The organism is Prevotella sp. oral taxon 317 str. F0108 (genome assembly GCF_000162415.1).
Classification (GTDB): domain Bacteria; phylum Bacteroidota; class Bacteroidia; order Bacteroidales; family Bacteroidaceae; genus Prevotella; species Prevotella conceptionensis.
Genome location: NZ_GG740074.1, coordinates 409,477 through 428,527, shown reverse-complemented (window position 1 = coordinate 428,527; position 19,051 = coordinate 409,477). Strand labels below are relative to the sequence as shown.

Sequence of the window (19,051 nt, the reverse complement as noted above, 5' to 3'; positions counted from 1 at the left end):
GTAGTATGCTTTTACAACGAATACTGTTAGGCACATACCCACAGCATTCGGCCTCACCTTCATTCCACGCGAAGAGGGAGGGGGAGAGTAATACGCCTTGTTTTATTGCAATGCACATTGTGTTCGCAAGGCATACCACTCCCCTCTCCCCTTGGAGAGGGGCTGGGGGGGGGAGGCCGGTTGTGTGTTGTTCTTTTTTGTTTTTTCTTTCTTCTGCCTTTACCTCTCTCTTCCGAATATGCGGAGCAGGTAAAGGAAGAGGTTGATGAAGTCGAGATAAAGTGTTAGCGAACCCATCAACGCCATCTTTTGTGCGTTCTCATCCGCATCTTCGGCCCGCATGAGCATCTCTTTAATCTTCTGCGAGTCGTAGGCGGTAAGGCCAACAAACACAAGCACGCCGATGTAGCTCACGATAAGGTCGAACATTCCACTCTTAAAAAAGAGGAGGTTCGCTATCGATGCGATGATAATTCCAACGAGAGCCATCAGCAGTATCTTGCCCAAACCCGACAAATCGGCCTTGGTGAAGTAGCCAAACAAGGCCATCGTGCCGAAAGTTCCTGCGGTGATGAAGAACGTCTTGGTGATGACACTGGCCGAATAGGCCAGGAAAATTACCGAGAGCGTTGCCCCGTTGAGGGCCGAGTAAAGGATGAAAAGCAAGGTTGCCGTTGTGAGCGAGAGCCTGTTGATGAAACGGCTGATGCCGAAAACCAACGCCAGCTCGGCAATGATGAGCACCATGAACACGGCACGGCTTTCGAACATCTGGCTGATCAGCACCTCAGAGTGGGCCACACCGTAGGCCGTAACGCCGGTGATGATGAGGGCAAGCGTCATCCAAACGTACACTTTACGCATCAATGCGGGGAAGGCAAGCGATAAGGCACCCTCTTTTTCCCTTATTAGTCTGTCGAAATCTTGTTGTTCCATAACTTTGTTTGTCTGTTAATTGTTTTGAATAGGCAAAGATAAGACGTTTTCTTCAATAAACGCTTGCGTGTTCAAAGAATTTAACAAATATGAAGAAGTTTCTCTTAAACAACGTGATAAACAGACCAACAAAGCCTGCTATATGGCATGCTTTGTATAGAAAACAAACAAATTGCAGGCATAAAAGCATAAAAAACATGGTTTTGCTTTATCATGTGATGCCTTTTTCGTATATTCGCAGGGTATAACAAGATGATAAATTGAGGAGATTTACCGAGTAGCTAAGGAGAACTTATGGGGAGTTTAATGAGATGATATGTTAAGGGGTTACGCCCAATGCCGCGCCACGACTGAGCTTTTGCAGGCGATTTTTGGTTGGCGCATGAGGCAATGAACTTGCAAGCGAACCTTTTTTCGGCAGCTCATGAACTCGTCGCCTCATAAACTCGTGAACACATGAACAAATCCATTATAACCAAAGGGCGGGCCTTGAACAGCGTATTGGCGTTGAGCGGCTTCGTACTTGTTTCGTTGTTGGTCATCGTATGGTTTCTGCCGCGCAACAATACGCCGCAGATGCGTTACGATGTGGGCAAGCCGTGGATGTATGGGTCGCTCATCGCCAAGTTCGACTTTCCCATTTATAAGAGCGACCAGGTGATACAACAAGAGCGCGACTCGCTGTTGGCGCTGTTCCAACCCTACTACCATTACGACAGGAGCATGGAGAAACGGCAATTGGCCAAGCTGCAAGCTGATTTTCCAAAAGGAATACCAGGGATGCCCGTGGCGCAGATGCGCACACTTTACGACAGGCTGCACCGACTTTACCAGGCCGGCATCATCGGCACGCCGCAATACAACAGCATTGCCAAAGATTCGGGCAGCATGGTGCGCGTAATTATAGGTAAGCGTGTGCAAAGCATGCAGGTGGGCTGCATTTACAGCACCATGAAGGCCTACGAGCAGCTGCTCAACGATGATGTGTTGTCGGCATACCGCTCGGCTTTGCAGCAGGCCGACATCGTTGGTTACCTGCATGTGAACATGACTTACGATAAGGAACGCAGCACAACCGAACTGAACGACCTGCTGGCATCCGTGCCTTTGGCAAGCGGCATGGTGCTTTCGGGGCAAAAGATAATAGACCGGGGCGAGATTGTGAACGAACAAACCTACCGCGTGCTGGCCTCGATGGAGAAGGAAGTGGCGCGCCGCAACGTGTCGAAGGGCGAGATAAAGAACACCATCATCGGCCAATTCATTTATGTGCTGCTGCTGTTGGGGCTGTTTACGAGTTTCTTGGTGATGTTCCGCCCGCAGTATTTGCAGAAAGCGCGCTCGGTGGTGATGCTTTACGTGATGATAACGCTCTATCCCATTATGGTGTCGCTCTTTATGGAACACAGCTTGCTGAGCGTTTACATCATTCCGTTTGCCATCGGACCGATGTTTATCCGCGTGTTCATGGACTCGCGCACCGCTTTCACCACGCATGTGGTAACGATGCTCATCTGTGCTGTGGCGGTGAAGTACCAATTCGAGTTCCTCTTGCTGCAACTAATCGGTGGCTTGGTGGCCATTTATTCGTTGAGCGACTTGTCGGGTAGGGCACAGCTGTTCAAATGTGCGCTGTTCGTGACCCTGGCCAACTTCCTGGTGTTCTTTACGCTGCAACTGATGCAGACAGGCGACATCGCCAACTTTGAGACGAGCATGTATAGCCACTTCGTGGCCAACGGTGTGCTGCTGTTGCTGGCCTATCCGCTGATGTATGTTATCGAACGCACCTTCGGTTTCACTTCTAGTGTGACGCTTTTCGAACTCTCCAACACCAACAAAGGCTTGCTCAGGAAGATGAGCGAGGTGGCTCCAGGCACGTTCCAGCATTCCATCACCGTGGCCAACCTTGCTGCCGAGATAGCCAACCGCATTGGGGCAGACAGCTTGCTGGTGCGTACCGGCGCGCTTTATCACGACATTGGGAAGATGAAGGCACCCGCGTTTTTCACCGAAAACCAAGTGGGCGTTAACCCACACAAGGGCCTGCCCTATAAAGAAAGCGCACGTATCATCATCAGTCACGTTACCGAGGGGGTGAAAATGGCCGAAAAAGCCAACCTGCCCACGTTTATTCGCGAGTTTATCCTCACCCATCACGGTACGGGGATGGCTAAATACTTTTATATTAATTATAAGAACGAACATCCCGACGAGGAGGTGGACGTTCGCGACTTCTCTTATCCAGGGCCCGACCCCTTTACACGCGAACAGGCGATACTGATGATGGCCGACACGGTGGAGGCTGCCTCGCGGTCGCTGCCCGAATACACTGAAGAAAGCATTAAGGGACTGATAGACCGCTTGGTAGATGCACAATTGGAAGAGGGGCACTTTAAGGAATGCCCGATAACATTCAGGGATATAGCCGTGGCAAAGGCTGTTTTGCTGGAACGTCTCAAAAGCATTTACCACACACGAATATCGTATCCGGAGCTTAAACGGGGCTGACCGGCTGCCGATATGGCACTCCATGCCCGCGTTGCCGATAGCAGACGCATGCGTTGTTTCTCCTTGTCTTAATGGTGAAAGATGAGGCGATGTTGGCTCGGCCGATAGCAGAAACGTACATGTAGAACTGCACAAATGGCTGATAACGTGCAACAAAACAATACTTTTAGTAATATTTTTCGTAATAATAACATTAAGATTGGTTAAATTCCAGTGATACGTGGTGATAATTCGAACAATTTCACTAACTTTGTAACCAACAATATTAACAACTGTTTAATATGCGCTCATTCAAAAAGGCCAGTTCGGCCGCTGTTTTGGCAATGTGTTGCCAGTCGTTGTTCGCAGGCGGACTGCTTACGAATACCAATCAGAACATTGCCTTTAACCGAAACTTCGCACGCGATGGCGTGATTGCCATCGACGGAGTTTACAGCAACCCTGCTGGTGTTGCCTTCCTAGAAAAGGGGTGGCACCTGTCTTTCAACTTCCAAAATGCCTATCAAACCCGCACCATTCGAAGTGGAATGTCGGTTGAGGCAGCCAAGTCTACCCCTTTCTATCATCCCCTTTCATTGAACGCGGGCGATGCCGAAGGCACGAAGAAGTATGTTGGAAAAGCTTCTGTGCCCATCTTGCCGTCGTTTCAAGGCGCATACGTCGGCGATAAGTGGAGTTTCCAGGTGGGCATCGGACTTATAGGCGGCGGCGGTAAGGCCACATTCGATGAGGGGCTGGGTTCGTTCGAACGGCAAGTAGCCCTCATACCCGCAGCGTTGGCACAAGCGGGACTAACGTCTCCCACGCCGGCCTATTCGCTTGCCAGCAACATCAAGGGCCAACAATACATCTTTGGCGTACAGATGGGTGCCACATACAAGTTTAACGACCAGCTTTCTGCATACGCAGGCATGCGCGTGAACTATGTATATAATAGGTACACGGGAAGTATAACCGACATAACGGCCAACATTGCCGGCGCGAACGAAAACCTCTACGCCTACTTCGGCAACAAGGCCACCCAGCTTAACGCACAGGCTGCCGCGCTGAAGGCACAGGCCGAGGCCACAACCGATGCCACATTGAAGGCCAAACTGCTTGCAGGTGCAGCCAAAGCAGAGGGCGGGGCCAGGCTGATGAGTGAAAAGCAAGGCCAAGTGAAGGACAAATACTTGGAGTGTACCCAGAGAGGGTGGGGCGTAACGCCGATAATCGGCTTAGACTTCAAGACCGGACGATGGAACTTCGGCACGCGTTTGGAGTTGAATACGCACCTCAACATCGAGAACGATACGAAGGTTGACGACACGGGACTGTTCCAACACGGCGTGAATACGCCCAGCGACTTGCCCGGTTTGTGGACCATCGGTACGCAATACGCCATCTTTCCCAACCTCCGCGCAATGGCATCGTACCATCTCTACTTCGACAAGAGTGCGAAGATGGCCAATGACAAGCAAAAGCTTTTGGGCGGAAACACCCAAGAATTTTTGGCCGGAATGGAGTGGGACGTAACGCCCGACATCACGGTTAGCGCAGGCGGACAGCGTACGAAATACGATTTGGGCGACGGCGCATACCTCTCGGACATGAGTTTCGTTACCAGCAGCTACTCTATTGGCCTTGGTGCACAAGTGCGATTGGCCAAGAACATGAAGCTCAACGTGGCCTATTTCTGGACCAACTACGAGAACTTCGACAAGACCTACAAGCAAACGGTGGTGACAAACGCCAACCCATTGGCCACCGTTACGCTCGACAATACCGATCGATTTACCCGTACCAACAAAGTGTTGGGTGTGGGGCTTGACGTCGAATTCTAGGAAAAAATACTTTATCTAACTCTCTAATTCTCTGCCCATATCTTCATCCGCGAGGACAAAACGGTATGGGCCTTTTTTATGTCCGTACGCCAACGCCAACTTCAACACCACCACATGGTAAGGCACTGGTAAGCCATTGGGTTTGCTGTTCGGTGTTGCCTTGGGCGCGTACGCATCGTTCAAAGCATTTGCCTGTTAGCTAAAATCCCCATGTACCATACGCTTTCAAAGTATACTAGCCTAATGAGTAGAATTTCCTCCTTATTATAACAAAGCTCCGATAAAGGCCATTAAATAACTGATTTATATCAATAAAAAGGGTTCTTCCGTTAAATGGATAGATTTGTACAATAATTAACTTTTACGGGTAAACAGATCCGTCACCTAATAAGGCAACAACAGAAAATATAACTAACTAAAAATGAGGATAGTAGAAATGGTGAGAAATGATATTAAAAATTCATCCTTACTAAAAACAAAATTCCTCATCTACGCATTTAACGGAAGAACCATAAAAAGCCTGCTTTTGTAATAAATGCAACTATATAACCGAAAAAAGAACTAATTTTGCAGCACGTATTCGCAATCACCAATAATGTATAACGATAACCCAGGCTCATGCAATTAACCCTTGCGGCCTGTCGTTTCTATCGATCATTGTAACTAATTATTTTTGATGCTAACTAGAATAAATCGTTTTATTGCGCCAACAACAAACACAGATTTTATTCACCTCCCTTCGGCTTAGCCTGGCGGGGAAAGGGCATTATGCGTTACCTGGCACGGGGAAACCCCACGTGCGCCAATCTAAAAAGCAAACAATACTAATTATAAACAAAAATGAAGAGAGAACAACAAAACAAGTTACCTTACATGTCGCCGCAGTGCGATATGGTTAAAATTGAGAACATCGACTTCCTATGTGTTTCAGTAAGAACCGACGTCCGTAACAACACGTCGCCCTCGGGTTACGAAAACAGGGGCGAACACAATGTGGGCACCATACGGGTTGGCCGTAAAAACGCACCAGCCAGAGGCATGATGTTTTTTGAAGACGATGTTGAATACTAATTGAGAGAGAACCACGAGTATGAAGAATACGACGCTAAATGGCGTAGTTTGCGCTATTGCTTTCGCCGCTTTGACAGCCTGTGCCAACGAACCTTCTGCTGATAACGGCAACAACGTAATTAAACCTAAGCAAAATACATTAAGAAATTTGGTGTTCAATGCAGAGTTTGACGACTATTCCAATCATGGAGATGGTCCACAAAAAATGTTTGCAGGCACAAGTTCCGTGCAAAGCGATACGATAAACCTTAGCAATGGCATGCGGGCCATCGCCACATTAACGCCCGACAGGTTCTCGGAAACGGCATCAAAGATGACGCGCACTTTGCCTAACGATACCTATACAATGGAAACCTATAATGGTTATACCCACGAGTTTCAGGGAAAACTAACGGGGAAAGTGGAGAATGGCAAGTTTATTTCCTTGGATGGTAAGGAAGATATTATTCTTGAACACGACTATTATCATTTTCTGCTCTACAATAGCAAGCTGTATAGGCAAGATGGGGTGTTGATGATTAATCGCGCCAATGCTGATGATGCTTTCGTTGGTTATGTGAGTGAGATTATAAAGCATGAGCCCAGGCGGCAGGTAGTGCTTTTCCCCATGAAACGTAAGGGGGTTAGGCTGAAGATGAAAATAACAGGGACGGAGGCTTTTGGCCCTATGACGGCAACCTTGTCTAACGCCAATCGTGAGGGCTTGCCTGCCAGTTTGAAGTACGAATTGAGGAACAACAACTGGTCGACGGCCACGAAAAGTGCCTTCTCACAGCCCATTACTTTTGGCCGAAGTGTACAAAAGGCGGGCAACAACACGCACTTTGCCTTGGCAAATGAATTTACGTACCTGCTATTTACCACTAATGCAGCCGACTTGAAGATGAAGTTCAACAGCGGAACAATCTATGGCGAAGACATCACTGGCGCAGAATTGCAATTTAAGAATCTTGTGTTCGATGTTAATGGCAGCTATGTGCTTGCCATAGAGCTTACGAAATGACAGGCGATAAACAGCATCAAACCGATATGAGCTCCCTCGCTAAGGCAGTGAGAAGTATAAAAGGCTTTACGCAAACAACATTAAACGAGACTTGCTCAATGGGCGGGTCTCGTTTTTTAGTGAAATGCCGAACCGTTATGTTAAATACTGCACAAGGCGGCGTTAAACGTGCGGTAAATTTGTTAAAATGTTGAAAACCCCTTTAAAGTGGAACATGAAATGACGGAAACAGAGCGTTTTTACATATTTTTGCAGGGCATTTAACAACATGAATTAAGACAATGGAAGAATCAATAAGAACAATCGGGCAACGCCTTAAAGGCCTGCGCGAAGTGCTGAACATACCCGCAGAAGAAATTGCCGACCTGTGTGGCATATCCTTGGAGCATTATCTGAAGATGGAAGACGGCACGGCCGACCCTTCTGTTTATCGCTTGGCGAAAATCTCAAAACGCTATGGCATCGACCTCGACGTGCTGCTTTTCGGCGAGGAACCTCGTATGAGTGCCTATTATCTTACGCGCAAGGGCAACGGATTGAGCGTGGAACGCGGCAACGACTATAAGTATCAAAGTCTGGGCAGCGGCTTTCGCGGGCGCAAAATGGAGCCTTTCCTCGCACAGGTAGACCCACTTCCCGAGGGTAAGTCGTACCGCAAGAACAGCCACAACGGACAGGAGTTCGACTATATCGTTGAAGGGACGATGGAATTGACCCTTGGCGAGAAGGTGATGGTGCTCAAAGAAGGCGACAGCGTTTACTTCGACGCCACCAAACCGCATCGCATGCAAGCCCTTGGGGGTAAGCCTGTGAAGTTTTTATGTGTTATAATATAGGAGAAAAACCCCCATGGTAGAAAGATTTTTAAAGCAGACAACTTTCTCTTCGACAGAAGATTACAACAAGAACTTACAGTTCATCATTCCGGATAACTTTAATTTTGCCTACGATGTGATGGATGCTTGGGCGGCCGAAGCACCAGATAAAACGGCGCTCATTTGGGTGAGCGAGGAGGGAGGCGAACGCTTTTTCACCTTTTCCGATTTGAAAAGGGAGAGCGACCGTGCTGCATCTTACTTCCAAGCGTTGGGCATTGGCCGTGGCGACATGGTGATGCTCATCCTTAAACGCAAGTACGAATGGTGGATTGCCATGCTGGCCTTGTGCAAAATTGGTGCTGTGGCCATTCCTGCCACCCACATGCTCACCACGCACGACATTGTTTATCGCAACAACAGCGCCAGTGTTAAGGCCATTGTTTGTGTGGGCGAAGATTATGTCCTTACGCAGGTAAGGGGCGCAATGCCCGAAAGCCCTTCGGTAAAGACACTCGTCAGCATTGGTCCCGACGTGCCCGAGGGTTTCCATTGTTGGCAAACGGGCGTGGAGAAGGCCGCTCCCTTTGTGCGCCCCAGTAAGGTTAACGACAACGACGACATCATGTTGATGTACTTCACCAGCGGTACGAGCGGCGAACCCAAGATGGTTGCCCACGATTTTCTTTATCCTTTGGGTCACATCCCTACGGGCGTGTTTTGGCACAACCTGGGTCCGGAGAGCATTCACCTTACGGTTGCCGACACGGGTTGGGGCAAAGCCGTGTGGGGAAAGCTGTATGGCCAGTGGATTGCAGGCGCAGCCGTGTTCGTGTTCGACCACGAAAAGTTTGCGGCCGACAAGATATTGCGCATGATAGAGAAGTACCGCATCACCTCGTTTTGCGCTCCGCCCACGGTTTACCGTTTCCTCATACACGAGGATTTCAACGACTACGACCTCAGTTCGCTTACCTATTGCACCACGGCAGGCGAGGCTTTGAATGCCGCCGTTTATCGAAAGTTCTACGAACGCACGGGTGTTAAGCTGATGGAAGGTTTCGGGCAAACCGAAACCTGCATGACCCTGGGCACGATGCCGTGGATGGAGCCCAAACCGGGCTCGATGGGTAAGCCCAATGCGCAATACGACATCGACCTGGTTCGCCCAGATGGCACTTCGTGCGAAGACGGGGAAAAGGGGCAAATCGTGGTTCGCATAGGCGACAAACGCCCCTTGGGACTCTTTAAAGAGTATTATCGCGACCCAGAGCTAACGCATCAGGCCAACCACGACGGCGTGTATTACACGGGCGACATTGCATGGCGCGATGAAGACGGTTACTATTGGTTTGTAGGTCGTGCAGACGATGTGATAAAGAGCAGCGGTTATCGCATCGGTCCGTTTGAAGTGGAAAGCGCCTTGATGACTCACCCCGCCGTAGTTGAATGTGCCATCACGGGCGTTCCCGACGAAATCCGCGGCATGGTGGTTAAGGCCACGGTGGTGTTGCATCCGAAATGGAAGGGCCGAGCAGGAGACGAGTTGAAGAAGGAACTGCAAGAGCACGTTAAGCACGAAACGGCACCTTACAAATATCCGCGTATCGTGGAATTTGTTGACGAGCTGCCCAAAACCATCAGTGGAAAAATTAGGCGCGTGGAGATTAGGCAGAGGGATAACGCCAAGTAAACTTGGTTGCTGCCTGCGCCTTAATGCAGGTGCAGTGGCTATTGTTAAGAATGGCTATTGTGCCTAAGTTGTACCATTACATTTGTATGAATGCGCACTTTGCGTTTGCACATACACATTATATATATAAGGAGAACGCGAGCTTGGGATGATACCAAACTCGCGTTCTCCTTATTATGTACTTGCCGCAATGAGGGTATGCAACACGTGTGCAGAACAAAAGAGTCGCCGCTTTAATGCCATGTCGTTGTTGGTAGAGCTGCAAACAGGGTTTGGGCAAGATTCGCCCTTGTTGCTTGATATGCCGATGGCCGAATGGGCAAAGGGCTTACAGCTTGTTGCGGTCCAGTATGGTGATGCGCTTGCCTTCTACGCGTATCGCCCCCTCTTCTGCCAGTTCAGACATGGTTCTGAGCAGCGAAAACTTTTGTATGCCGAAACTTTCTGCAATCTCTTGCCGCGACTTGTCGAGCTGAATTACGTTGGAACCCTGTTTGCCCGATGCCTCTTTGAGGAAATAAGCAATCTTTTCGCGCACGGTGAAAAGGCTTAGCACGCGCATCTTCTTGGTAAGGAACACGTCGATGTTAGACAAGATGGCAATGAAGTTGCGTCGCAACACGGCATCGGTGTCGATTAGTTCCACAAAGTCGGCTTTCTCCATACGCAGCACGGTGGTTTCTGTTTCCGTTTCTACGCTTACGGGCATCAGGTTGTCTTTCGAAAAGATGAAGGCAGGCGCAATTAAGTTGCCTGCCACAAGGCGACTCACTTCTACCGACTTGCCCGAAAGGCTCACCATCCTTGCAACCATCTCGCCTTGCACCATGATGTCGACATGGCGGTAAGGCATTCCGGCAAGGATGTAGATGTCTTTCTTGTCGAATGTAACAATCTTATGCTTGGTGCTTGCCACGATTTGTTCGAGGCCCTGCTCGCTTATGCCCTTGAACAATGGGCAATGAGTCAGTGCATTTAATAATTTCTTCTCCATCGGTTACAAATTTAGCCATTATTTTTGTAACGGCAATGCTATTCGGTAACAAATGTTATCTGGTTAAAGCTTGGTATGGATTTTGTTTGAAGAAGGGATGAAGGGGAGGAGTAAGGAGTGAGGAGTAAGGAGTGAGGAGTAAGTAGTAAGTAGTAAGTGGTAAGTGGTAAGCCTAGGTTGTCTAGTAAAACGAGTTAATCTAGTAGGCCTAGAACATTTAGTGGACCTAGTAAACCTAGTAAACAAGAAACTTAATAAGCCATAGGTCTGCATACTTACCAGCTCACCAACCCATAAACTTACCACCCCCATAAGCTTACCAACTCGACAACATATAAAATCAACAACATATAAACTCATACAGATATGGATAAGAAAATAGAAAAGGCCACGGTGATTGTAGCCAACGAAGTGATTAATTATGCCGAAGGAGGCATCGTAAGTAAGGAATTTGTGCACGCCAATGCCGGCAGCCTAACGCTTTTTGCGTTTGATGAAGGCCAGGGGTTGAGCGAACACTCTGCTCCTTTCGATGCAACCGTGCAGGTGTTGGACGGCGAGGCCGAGGTAAAGATTGACGGCGTGCCGCACGTTGTTAAGGCAGGCGAAATGATAATCATGCCCGCTAACCATCCTCACGCCTTGTTCGCCCACAAGCGTTTCAAGATGTTGCTCACGATGATTAGAGGGTAGGCCGGCAACAATGCGCGCCACCATTGGCGCACTTAACCAGTTGCATGGCGCGCTTTACCCATCTTGTTGCGACACTAATCAGCCCATAACCAGCCTAATTGGTTTCACATACTGCTTCATCGCTCCGCTTGTTTTTTCTTTGCGGGCGTGTAGGAAGGGATGCTGGGCGGGTAAAATGCTTTGTCTCAGCTTTATTCGTTTTGCTGTTTCATCGCGTTTTGCTCGCCTTTTGCCTTAGAGCGGATTGTGGTTAGGCGGTTTTTGGGTCTTTTTTATGCCTGCATCCTTTATTGTTTAATATCCTTTAACTTTTTCTTCGTGCAAGTATTCGCCGTTTGCACGTTTATAGGGTGTAATCAACAATAAAAGTAACTTTAAAAATAAGGACAATGTACACAAAATCTTTACTGACAACCTTGGCCACAAGCGCCTTCTGTGCAACAATGCTGTTTTTTACCGCTTGCGACAAAGACAATGACTCGAACAAGCCCATGTTGAACAAGTTGACTTTCGACAAAACGAAGGTTGAAGTAACGGAAGGCATGGAAACTGAGCTGAAAGTGAAAAACGGAACAGCGCCCTTTAAGGCGATGCTGTCGGGAGAAAAGAATAAGCAAATTGCCGATGTCGCCGTGAAAGACCGCGTAATAACCATCAAAGGTAAGATGGCCGGCTCGGCTACACTGGCCGTTACCGATAAGAAAGGCGACAAGGGCGTGATTAATGTTGTTGTTAAGAAGGCCGCTGGAACATTAAAGCTGGACAAGACTTCGCTCACAATGGAAGTGGGAAAGACCGAAGTGGTGAAGGCTCAGAATGGAAACGGCAAATATACCGCCATTGCTAAGGACCCGAAAACGGTTGAAGTGATGGTAAACAAATACGAGATATCTGTTAAAGCACTAAAAAGTGGCAAGACAGATGTTGAAGTAAAAGACGGAGATAATAATTTGGGTATCATATCAATAACTGTTAAGTAAACAATTCATTTCATCTATTCTGACTTCTGTATTTGGAAGGATCAACCCCCGATTTGTGAAAATCGGGGGTTGATTGGTTTTAGGCGGGTCGTGCTTTCGTATGGAAGTCGTCTTTGATTTTAACCTTTCTGCAAACTGAGAGGGGGTTATGTTTGTGCGCTGCAAAACGCACTTTCCGAGGAACGAGAAAAGAAGATAAACGCCCCGCTCACGTACGAAGTGCTGGGCAAAGACATGATGACGTCTGAAATTCTGTCCCATTCGTCTGTGGCTGAACAGAGCAATCTCTTAAAAAAGTAGCCTGGCAAGCGTTCTTTCAATACATTCTTTATAAGTAGAAAGCACCTTTCCTGTGCCACATAATGAGGAAAAAGTAAAGCGCACTTCCTTATGTTTCATCTGTTCTTATGTCAAAATGGACGTATTTATGCCAAAACGAGAAAAGAACGATTAACCCGTTCACTTGTTAACTTGTCCACTCGTCAATTGGTTAACTTGCCTACTGGTTAACTCGTCAACTGCTTAGCTTGTCCACTCGCCAACTGGTTAACTCGTCAACTTCTTAGCTTGGCAACTGGTTAACTTGTCTTCTGGCTCGCCTTTCCACCCATTAGCACATCAACTTATGTAAAATATTTGGTGAGAAATTTAACACTATGAGTGCCCTTTTTGTCCACCAACCGCTCACCTTGCCGCAGAAAATCGATTCTCGCAAAGGTTTGTTTTGATGCAAAAAGGGGTTAGCATGTGAATGCAACGAAATGCATATTTATTTGAAGAGGTCGCCACTTTCACCTGTTTTGGGGCTTTTTGCGGCTAAACATAGTGCAATTTGCACCAAAACGCAGTGTGTTTTGGTGCTAAACGCAGTGCGTTTTGATGCTAAATGCAGTGCGTTTTGATGCTAAATGCAAGGTAAAAAGGTGCTAAACGCGGTGCAAAATGGTGCTAAACGCAAGGCGAAAGGCATAAATATCCATAACAATTGGTATAAATAAACCTATTAGAACCATTAAAAATATGGGCGAAAGGGGCAAAATAGACATTAAAAGGCGGGATTTTAGGGGCTAAAAGTGGGTAATTGGGTGTTGATAAAAATGAGTTGGCAACCAAACTAGAAAGGCAAAATGGTGCAAAATGCAGGTTGTTTTCTTAAAAGCAGACACGTCAGAAGGCGTGGCAAGCAAGAAATAGTAGTGATTTACCTACTTTATAGCCTATATTTTCGCTAGAATGGTGCGAAATTTAGAGCGTCATTGTAAAATAAAATATAAGAATTTAAGACTTTAAGTTTTTGAGTTGATGAGTTGACGATTTTTTGAGCTGATGGTTTTTTTGGTTGATGAGTTGATGTTATTTTGAACTGATGGGTTTTGAGCTGATGAGTTTGTGAATTTTTGAGTTGTTGAGTTTGTGAGTGTTTTGGTTTGGGAGTTGATGTCTTCGGGGGTTGTTCGTTTTTCGTAAGTTTATAAGCCATTGGGTAGACTTGTGCTGCACTCCTCTCAACTTATAGAAATATTAAAAGTCAAGACGGCATCATGCACTTGTCCAACGCCTTGTCGTTTTCTGTTCGCTAATTAAAGTGTGGTGGGGCAGGCATAAAGGTGTGAAATGGCCTTTAAACAACGGGGCAAGTCTGCTGCAAGTGGCTTGTTACCCCTGTACAAGCGGTTTGTACGCGCACTGCAAGGTGCTTGTACTTCGCACAACCAGGTGCTTGTACTTACGCTACAAAGTTGTTTGTGCACACACTACCAGGCTGTTTGTGCGCACACTACAAGGCCACTTGCACAGATGCTGCAAGCAGTTTGTAGCCCCATAACGAACAGCATTACGCAGGCAAATTGCCGATAAGGGTTGTTGCCAACCTAAACAGAGGGACAACTATAATCTGTAAAACGTGGGCTAAGGCTTACCAATCAACACACCGTTTCCCCTCGGCACCGTTTCTCCAATGTGTCCGTAACACTGTTGCCCATTCAGTCTAACGTTTCCATAAAACAACTACGTTAAGGCGTGTAACCCACGAGGCTAAGTAACAAGTTGTAAGCAAAGGGAGCGAAAGCGTGTCAACTAGTAAAAGTAAGGCATCATGGGTGGGCGCACCAACCGATTGAACAAACACTAATAAAATGTTAAATCTTAGGGGTTGGGCGCAGAATAGCCCTCGAAAAGTTTCGTTGTTCTGTCAATTTTGTTGTACTTTTGCCATCGAACATCAATGAGGGGCGAACCGCACATGCAATCTACCACGTCGCCAAATGCGTTCGACAAACCCCGAAGACGTTCTTTTCTCGTTCCTCGAAAAGTGCGTTTTCTTGCCATGACAATGTTCGAGCAAGCTCAACATTGTTCATTTGGCTTAACGAAAACGTGCCTAACCACATGGCGAAAAAACGCCTTGAAACACGCCTGATATACCTAAATTGCAGCATTACCGAAGATGATATACATTGAATTGCCTTTCAACCAAATACGACAAATAACGTTTTACCTGGCTATGGAAGAGTTCGTGGCTCGAAATCTCGACCTCGACGAATGCTTTTTCATGTGGCAGGTGGAACCTACTGTGCTGTTTGGTAGAAACCAACTTATAGAAAACGAGGTGAACCTTGACTATTGTCGGGAACACAACATTAAGGCTTTCCGCCGCAAAAGCGGAGGCGGATGCGTGTATGCCGACATGAGCAACGTGATGTTTTCGTACATTACGAAAGACGAAAACGTGAGCCTTACCTTCAATCATTACCTCAACATGGTTACGCGAACGCTGCAAAAGCTGGGCGTGGAGGCCGAGGCAAGTGGCCGAAACGACATTTTGATACATGGCAAGAAGGTGTCGGGCACGGCCTTTTACCACGTTCCGGGCCGCAGTATCGTGCATGGCACCATGCTCTACGACACCAATATGCAGCACATGGTGGGCAGCATAACCCCCACCGATGCCAAACTGGTGAGCAAGGGCGTGCAAAGCGTAAGGCAACACATAGCCTTGCTGAAAGACCACACCAACATTTCGCTGCCCCACTTTAAGGCCTTCGTCAGGCAAGAGCTATGCAACGGCAAGCATGTGCTGACGCCCGACGACGTATTGGCCATCGAGGAGATAGAGAAAGAGTACCTAACGCCCGAATTTATTTACGGAAACAACCCGCGATACACCTCTATTAGGAAACAGCGGATTGAGAACGTGGGCGAGTTTGAGGTGCGTATCGAGATGAAAAAGAATATCGTTAAGCAGGTGAACATCATGGGCGACTTCTTCTTGACGGGCGACATCGACAATCGTTTGCTCGCAACGCTGAAGAACGTACCCTACACCGAAGAGGCCATTAGGCAAGCCTTGCCCCAACGGGTAGACGATATTATCATGAACCTAAGTAAGGAAGACTTTATCAAACTTATCATATAAAAGCCCCTAAACAACATGGAAGATAAAAAAACTTGCCTGCACGACAGGCACGTTGCACTAGGTGCACTGATGCAACCTTTTGCGGGCTACGACATGCCCATTCAGTATTCGTCTATCACCGACGAACATAACGCCGTGCGTAACCATTGCGGCGTGTTCGACGTTTCGCACATGGGTGAAGTGTATATCACAGGAAACGAGGCCGAAAAATACGTCAACCACATCTTTACCAACGACATCGCCGGTGCGCCCGTTGGCAAAGTGTTCTACGGAATGATGCTTTATCCCGACGGCGGAACGGTAGACGACCTGCTGGTTTATAAGCTTGGCGAAAACGAATTTTTCCTCGTTATCAATGCCGCAAACATAGATAAGGACGTAGATTGGATACGCCAGAACGCAACGGGCTATGATGTGGCCATCGACCATTGTTCTGATTATTACGGACAATTGGCCGTGCAGGGGCCTGAGGCCGAGCAAGTGATGGAAGAGGTGCTGGGCTTAGCCTGCAAGGACCTGGAATTTTACACCGCCAAGACCATCGCAACACATGGCGCAAACGTGATTGTGAGCCGTACCGGGTACACGGGTGAAGACGGTTTTGAGATTTATGGCCCCCACGAATTCATCGTTGAACAGTGGGATAAGCTGATGGCAAGCAAGCGGTGCGTGCCTTGTGGTTTGGGATGTCGCGACACGTTGCGCTTTGAAGTGGGCCTTCCGCTCTACGGCGACGAACTAAGCAACGAGATTTCTCCCGTCATGGCAGGGTTCAGCATGTTCTGTAAGCTAGACAAAGAAGAGTTTATCGGCAAAGAGGCTGTGGCAAAACAAAAGGCCGACGGCGTGGAAAAGAAGGTGGTGGGTATTGAACTGAAAGACAAAGCCATACCTAGACACGGCTACGACGTGGTGAAAGACGGCGTGAAAGTGGGCGAAGTAACCACTGGCTACCACTGTATATCGGTAGACAAGAGCGTGTGCATGGCTCTCGTAGACAGCCAATACGCCAAGCTGGGCAACGAGCTCGAAATACAAATTCGCAAGAAAACGTTCCCCGGAACAGTGGTGAAGAAACGCTTTTACGATAAGCATTATAAGAAGTAAAGCAACTAGGTGATGGGTTAACAAGTTGATAAGGCCTCACCCCCAACCCCTCTCCAAGGGGAGAGGGGAGGGGTATGTTTTGTTAGTTGACGAGTTTGCCAGTGGACAAGTCGATAAGTCTACAAGTTTACCAGTCGACAAGTTTCCAAGTTAACGAATTGACAAGGATTGCCGTCCACTCTGCAATCAAGCATACGGCTTAACTCCTTAACTCCTTAACTCCTTTAACTCCATAACCCTTAACCAACAACTCAGTAACTAAAAAACTTAAAATACAACACTATGGCTAAATTTATAGAAGGACTCTATTATAGCGAGTCGCACGAATATGTTCGTGTAGAGGGAGAGTATGCATACATCGGCATCACCGACTATGCACAAAACGCATTGGGCAACGTGGTTTATGTAGACCTGCCCGAAGTGGACGATGAAATTGAAGCCGGCGAAGACTTCGGCGCAGTAGAAAGCGTGAAGGCCGCCAGCGACCTCACTTCGCCCGTTAGCGGCGTGGTGGTAGAAACCAACGAGGCGCTAGAAGACGAACCCGAACTGATAAATAAGGACGCATTTGCAAACTGGATTATGAAGGTGAAAATGGCCGATACAACCGAATTGGACAACCTGATGGATGCCAAAGCCTACGAGGCGTTCTGCAATAAGTAAGCCCAAACAATCCTAACGCTATGCAATACAAGTTTTTTCCGCATACGGAAGAAGACATCAAGCTGATGCTTGATAAGATAGGTGTGCCTTCGCTGGATGCGCTCTTTGCAGAGGTGCCCGAAGAAATACGATTCCGACGCGACTACGACCTGCCCAGTGCAAAGAGCGAAATAGAAATAAGAAACCTCTTTGGCAACTTGGGCAAGCAAAACAAGCAGCTGACGGTGTTTGCCGGCGGCGGCGTGTACGACCATTACACGCCGTCTATCGTGCCATATCTCGTTTCGCGCTCCGAGTTCCTCACCAGCTACACCCCCTATCAGGCCGAAATATCGCAAGGCACGCTGCACTACATCTTCGAGTTTCAAAGCATGATGGCCGAACTTACCGGTTTGCCCATCGCCAATGCCTCGATGTACGATGGCAGCACAGCCACTGCCGAGGCCGCCATTATGGCCGTGGCATCGGGCAAGAAGGCCAACAAGGTGTTGGTGTCTGAAACGGTAGACGATAAGATTTTGGCCGTAATACGCACCTATACGCACTTCCAAGGTGTGCAAATAGAGGTGGTTCCTGCCGAAGACGGCTCCACATCGCGCACCGCCATGCAAGAAAAATTGCAACAAGGCGGTGTGGCGGGCATGATTGTTCAGCAGCCCAACAAGTACGGCATCATTGAAAACTACGACGGCTTTGCCGACGATTGCCACCAACAAAAGGCACTTTTCGTGATGAATAGCGTGGCGGCCGACCTCGCCTTGCTGAAATCGCCGGGCGAATTGGGGGCAGACATCGCCGTGGGCGATGGCCAATCGTTGGGCTTGCCCATGCAATTCGGCGGCCCGTCGGTGGGTTATCTCTGCTGCACCGAAAAGCTAATGCGCAAGATGCCAGGGCGTATCGTGGGCCAAACAAAAGACAATCGCGGACAACGAGCCTTTGTGCTCACGCTGCAAGCACGCGAACAACACATCCGCCGCGAAAAGGCCACGTCGAATATCTGTTCTAATCAGAGCCTTATGGCTTTGTGGGTAACCATCTATCTCAGTGTAATGGGCAAAGAAGGACTGAAAGAGGCCGCACAAATGTCGGTAGACGGGGCGCACTATCTCTACGAAAAGCTCATCCATTCGGGTAAGTTTAAGCCTGCGTTCAACCAGCCTTTCTTCAACGAATTCTGCGTGAAATATGTTGGCGGCAACCTCGACCAGCTGCAACAACGCTTGCTGGACAACGGCATTCTGGGCGGAATTAAGATGGCCGACGACATGCTGATGCTTGCCGTTACAGAGAAAAGAACCAAGGAGGAAGTTGACCTTTTGGTAAGTTTAGTAACCCAATAACCCC

Annotated in this window: 14 protein-coding genes; 12 read left to right on the top strand and 2 right to left on the bottom strand. The window is 48.1% G+C overall.

Annotation, left to right across the window (positions count from 1 at the left end; translation table 11 throughout):
* Positions 1 to 219: 219 nt before the first annotated feature.
* Positions 220 to 936, bottom strand: a complete 717-nt coding sequence (locus HMPREF0670_RS11165) for a Bax inhibitor-1 family protein (protein ID WP_009231256.1) — start codon at positions 934 to 936, stop codon at positions 220 to 222.
* A gap of 456 nt (positions 937 to 1,392) precedes the next feature.
* Here HMPREF0670_RS11165 and HMPREF0670_RS11160 point away from each other — a divergent pair, with 456 nt between their 5' ends.
* The 6 genes from HMPREF0670_RS11160 (at position 1,393) to HMPREF0670_RS11135 (ending at position 9,852) form a co-directional block, all read left to right on the top strand.
* Positions 1,393 to 3,447, top strand: a complete 2,055-nt coding sequence (locus HMPREF0670_RS11160) for an HD family phosphohydrolase (protein WP_009231255.1) — start codon at positions 1,393 to 1,395, stop codon at positions 3,445 to 3,447.
* Between the two features lie 281 nt (positions 3,448 to 3,728).
* Complete coding sequence (locus tag HMPREF0670_RS11155; RefSeq protein ID WP_044078167.1) at positions 3,729 to 5,270, top strand: membrane protein; 1,542 nt, start codon at positions 3,729 to 3,731, stop codon at positions 5,268 to 5,270.
* 840 nt (positions 5,271 to 6,110) lie between these two features.
* Complete coding sequence (locus HMPREF0670_RS11150; RefSeq protein WP_009231253.1) at positions 6,111 to 6,341, top strand: hypothetical protein; 231 nt, start codon at positions 6,111 to 6,113, stop codon at positions 6,339 to 6,341.
* Between the two features lie 19 nt (positions 6,342 to 6,360).
* Positions 6,361 to 7,344: a hypothetical protein gene (locus HMPREF0670_RS11145; RefSeq protein ID WP_009231252.1), complete on the top strand. Its 984-nt coding sequence runs from the start codon at positions 6,361 to 6,363 to the stop codon at positions 7,342 to 7,344.
* Between the two features lie 281 nt (positions 7,345 to 7,625).
* Positions 7,626 to 8,180 carry a helix-turn-helix domain-containing protein gene (locus tag HMPREF0670_RS11140; protein ID WP_009231251.1) on the top strand — a complete coding sequence of 185 codons (555 nt, stop codon included), beginning with the start codon at positions 7,626 to 7,628 and terminating at the stop codon, positions 8,178 to 8,180.
* A 13-nt stretch (positions 8,181 to 8,193) separates the two neighbouring features.
* The gene (locus HMPREF0670_RS11135; protein ID WP_009231250.1) at positions 8,194 to 9,852 is read left to right on the top strand and encodes an AMP-binding protein; all 1,659 of its coding nucleotides are present in this window, start codon (positions 8,194 to 8,196) and stop codon (positions 9,850 to 9,852) included.
* A gap of 328 nt (positions 9,853 to 10,180) precedes the next feature.
* Here the strand turns inward: HMPREF0670_RS11135 and HMPREF0670_RS11130 are convergent, their stop codons facing one another.
* Complete coding sequence (locus HMPREF0670_RS11130; protein WP_009231248.1) at positions 10,181 to 10,846, bottom strand: Crp/Fnr family transcriptional regulator; 666 nt, start codon at positions 10,844 to 10,846, stop codon at positions 10,181 to 10,183.
* 366 nt (positions 10,847 to 11,212) lie between these two features.
* Between HMPREF0670_RS11130 and HMPREF0670_RS11125 the strand changes: the two genes are divergently transcribed.
* The 6 genes from HMPREF0670_RS11125 to gcvPA all read left to right on the top strand — a co-directional run bounded on the left by HMPREF0670_RS11125 (position 11,213) and on the right by gcvPA (position 19,047).
* A complete protein-coding gene (locus HMPREF0670_RS11125; RefSeq protein ID WP_009231247.1) occupies positions 11,213 to 11,539 on the top strand; it encodes a cupin domain-containing protein in 327 nt (108 codons plus the stop codon).
* A gap of 389 nt (positions 11,540 to 11,928) precedes the next feature.
* Entirely contained in the window at positions 11,929 to 12,519 is a 591-nt protein-coding gene (locus HMPREF0670_RS11120) for a hypothetical protein (protein WP_009231246.1), read from the top strand.
* A 2,446-nt stretch (positions 12,520 to 14,965) separates the two neighbouring features.
* Entirely contained in the window at positions 14,966 to 15,934 is a 969-nt protein-coding gene (locus tag HMPREF0670_RS11110; protein ID WP_009231244.1) for a lipoate--protein ligase, read from the top strand.
* 15 nt (positions 15,935 to 15,949) lie between these two features.
* The gene (gene gcvT / locus HMPREF0670_RS11105; protein ID WP_009231243.1) at positions 15,950 to 17,041 is read left to right on the top strand and encodes a glycine cleavage system aminomethyltransferase GcvT; all 1,092 of its coding nucleotides are present in this window, start codon (positions 15,950 to 15,952) and stop codon (positions 17,039 to 17,041) included.
* 282 nt (positions 17,042 to 17,323) lie between these two features.
* Positions 17,324 to 17,704, top strand: a complete 381-nt coding sequence (gene gcvH / locus HMPREF0670_RS11100) for a glycine cleavage system protein GcvH (protein ID WP_009231242.1) — start codon at positions 17,324 to 17,326, stop codon at positions 17,702 to 17,704.
* A 20-nt stretch (positions 17,705 to 17,724) separates the two neighbouring features.
* Complete coding sequence (gene gcvPA, locus HMPREF0670_RS11095; RefSeq protein ID WP_009231241.1) at positions 17,725 to 19,047, top strand: aminomethyl-transferring glycine dehydrogenase subunit GcvPA; 1,323 nt, start codon at positions 17,725 to 17,727, stop codon at positions 19,045 to 19,047.
* Positions 19,048 to 19,051: the final 4 nt, after the last annotated feature.

Bases quoted from the DNA above. Each gene is read 5' to 3' on its own strand.
- HMPREF0670_RS11165 (WP_009231256.1), bottom strand. From the start codon at position 936: ATGGAACAACAAGATTTCGACAGACTAATAAGGGAAAAAGAGGGTGCC.
- HMPREF0670_RS11160 (WP_009231255.1), top strand. From the start codon at position 1,393: ATGAACAAATCCATTATAACCAAAGGGCGGGCCTTGAACAGCGTATTG.
- HMPREF0670_RS11155 (WP_044078167.1), top strand. From the start codon at position 3,729: ATGCGCTCATTCAAAAAGGCCAGTTCGGCCGCTGTTTTGGCAATGTGT.
- HMPREF0670_RS11150 (WP_009231253.1), top strand. From the start codon at position 6,111: ATGAAGAGAGAACAACAAAACAAGTTACCTTACATGTCGCCGCAGTGC.
- HMPREF0670_RS11145 (WP_009231252.1), top strand. From the start codon at position 6,361: ATGAAGAATACGACGCTAAATGGCGTAGTTTGCGCTATTGCTTTCGCC.
- HMPREF0670_RS11140 (WP_009231251.1), top strand. From the start codon at position 7,626: ATGGAAGAATCAATAAGAACAATCGGGCAACGCCTTAAAGGCCTGCGC.
- HMPREF0670_RS11135 (WP_009231250.1), top strand. From the start codon at position 8,194: ATGGTAGAAAGATTTTTAAAGCAGACAACTTTCTCTTCGACAGAAGAT.
- HMPREF0670_RS11130 (WP_009231248.1), bottom strand. From the start codon at position 10,846: ATGGAGAAGAAATTATTAAATGCACTGACTCATTGCCCATTGTTCAAG.
- HMPREF0670_RS11125 (WP_009231247.1), top strand. From the start codon at position 11,213: ATGGATAAGAAAATAGAAAAGGCCACGGTGATTGTAGCCAACGAAGTG.
- HMPREF0670_RS11120 (WP_009231246.1), top strand. From the start codon at position 11,929: ATGTACACAAAATCTTTACTGACAACCTTGGCCACAAGCGCCTTCTGT.
- HMPREF0670_RS11110 (WP_009231244.1), top strand. From the start codon at position 14,966: ATGATATACATTGAATTGCCTTTCAACCAAATACGACAAATAACGTTT.
- gcvT (WP_009231243.1), top strand. From the start codon at position 15,950: ATGGAAGATAAAAAAACTTGCCTGCACGACAGGCACGTTGCACTAGGT.
- gcvH (WP_009231242.1), top strand. From the start codon at position 17,324: ATGGCTAAATTTATAGAAGGACTCTATTATAGCGAGTCGCACGAATAT.
- gcvPA (WP_009231241.1), top strand. From the start codon at position 17,725: ATGCAATACAAGTTTTTTCCGCATACGGAAGAAGACATCAAGCTGATG.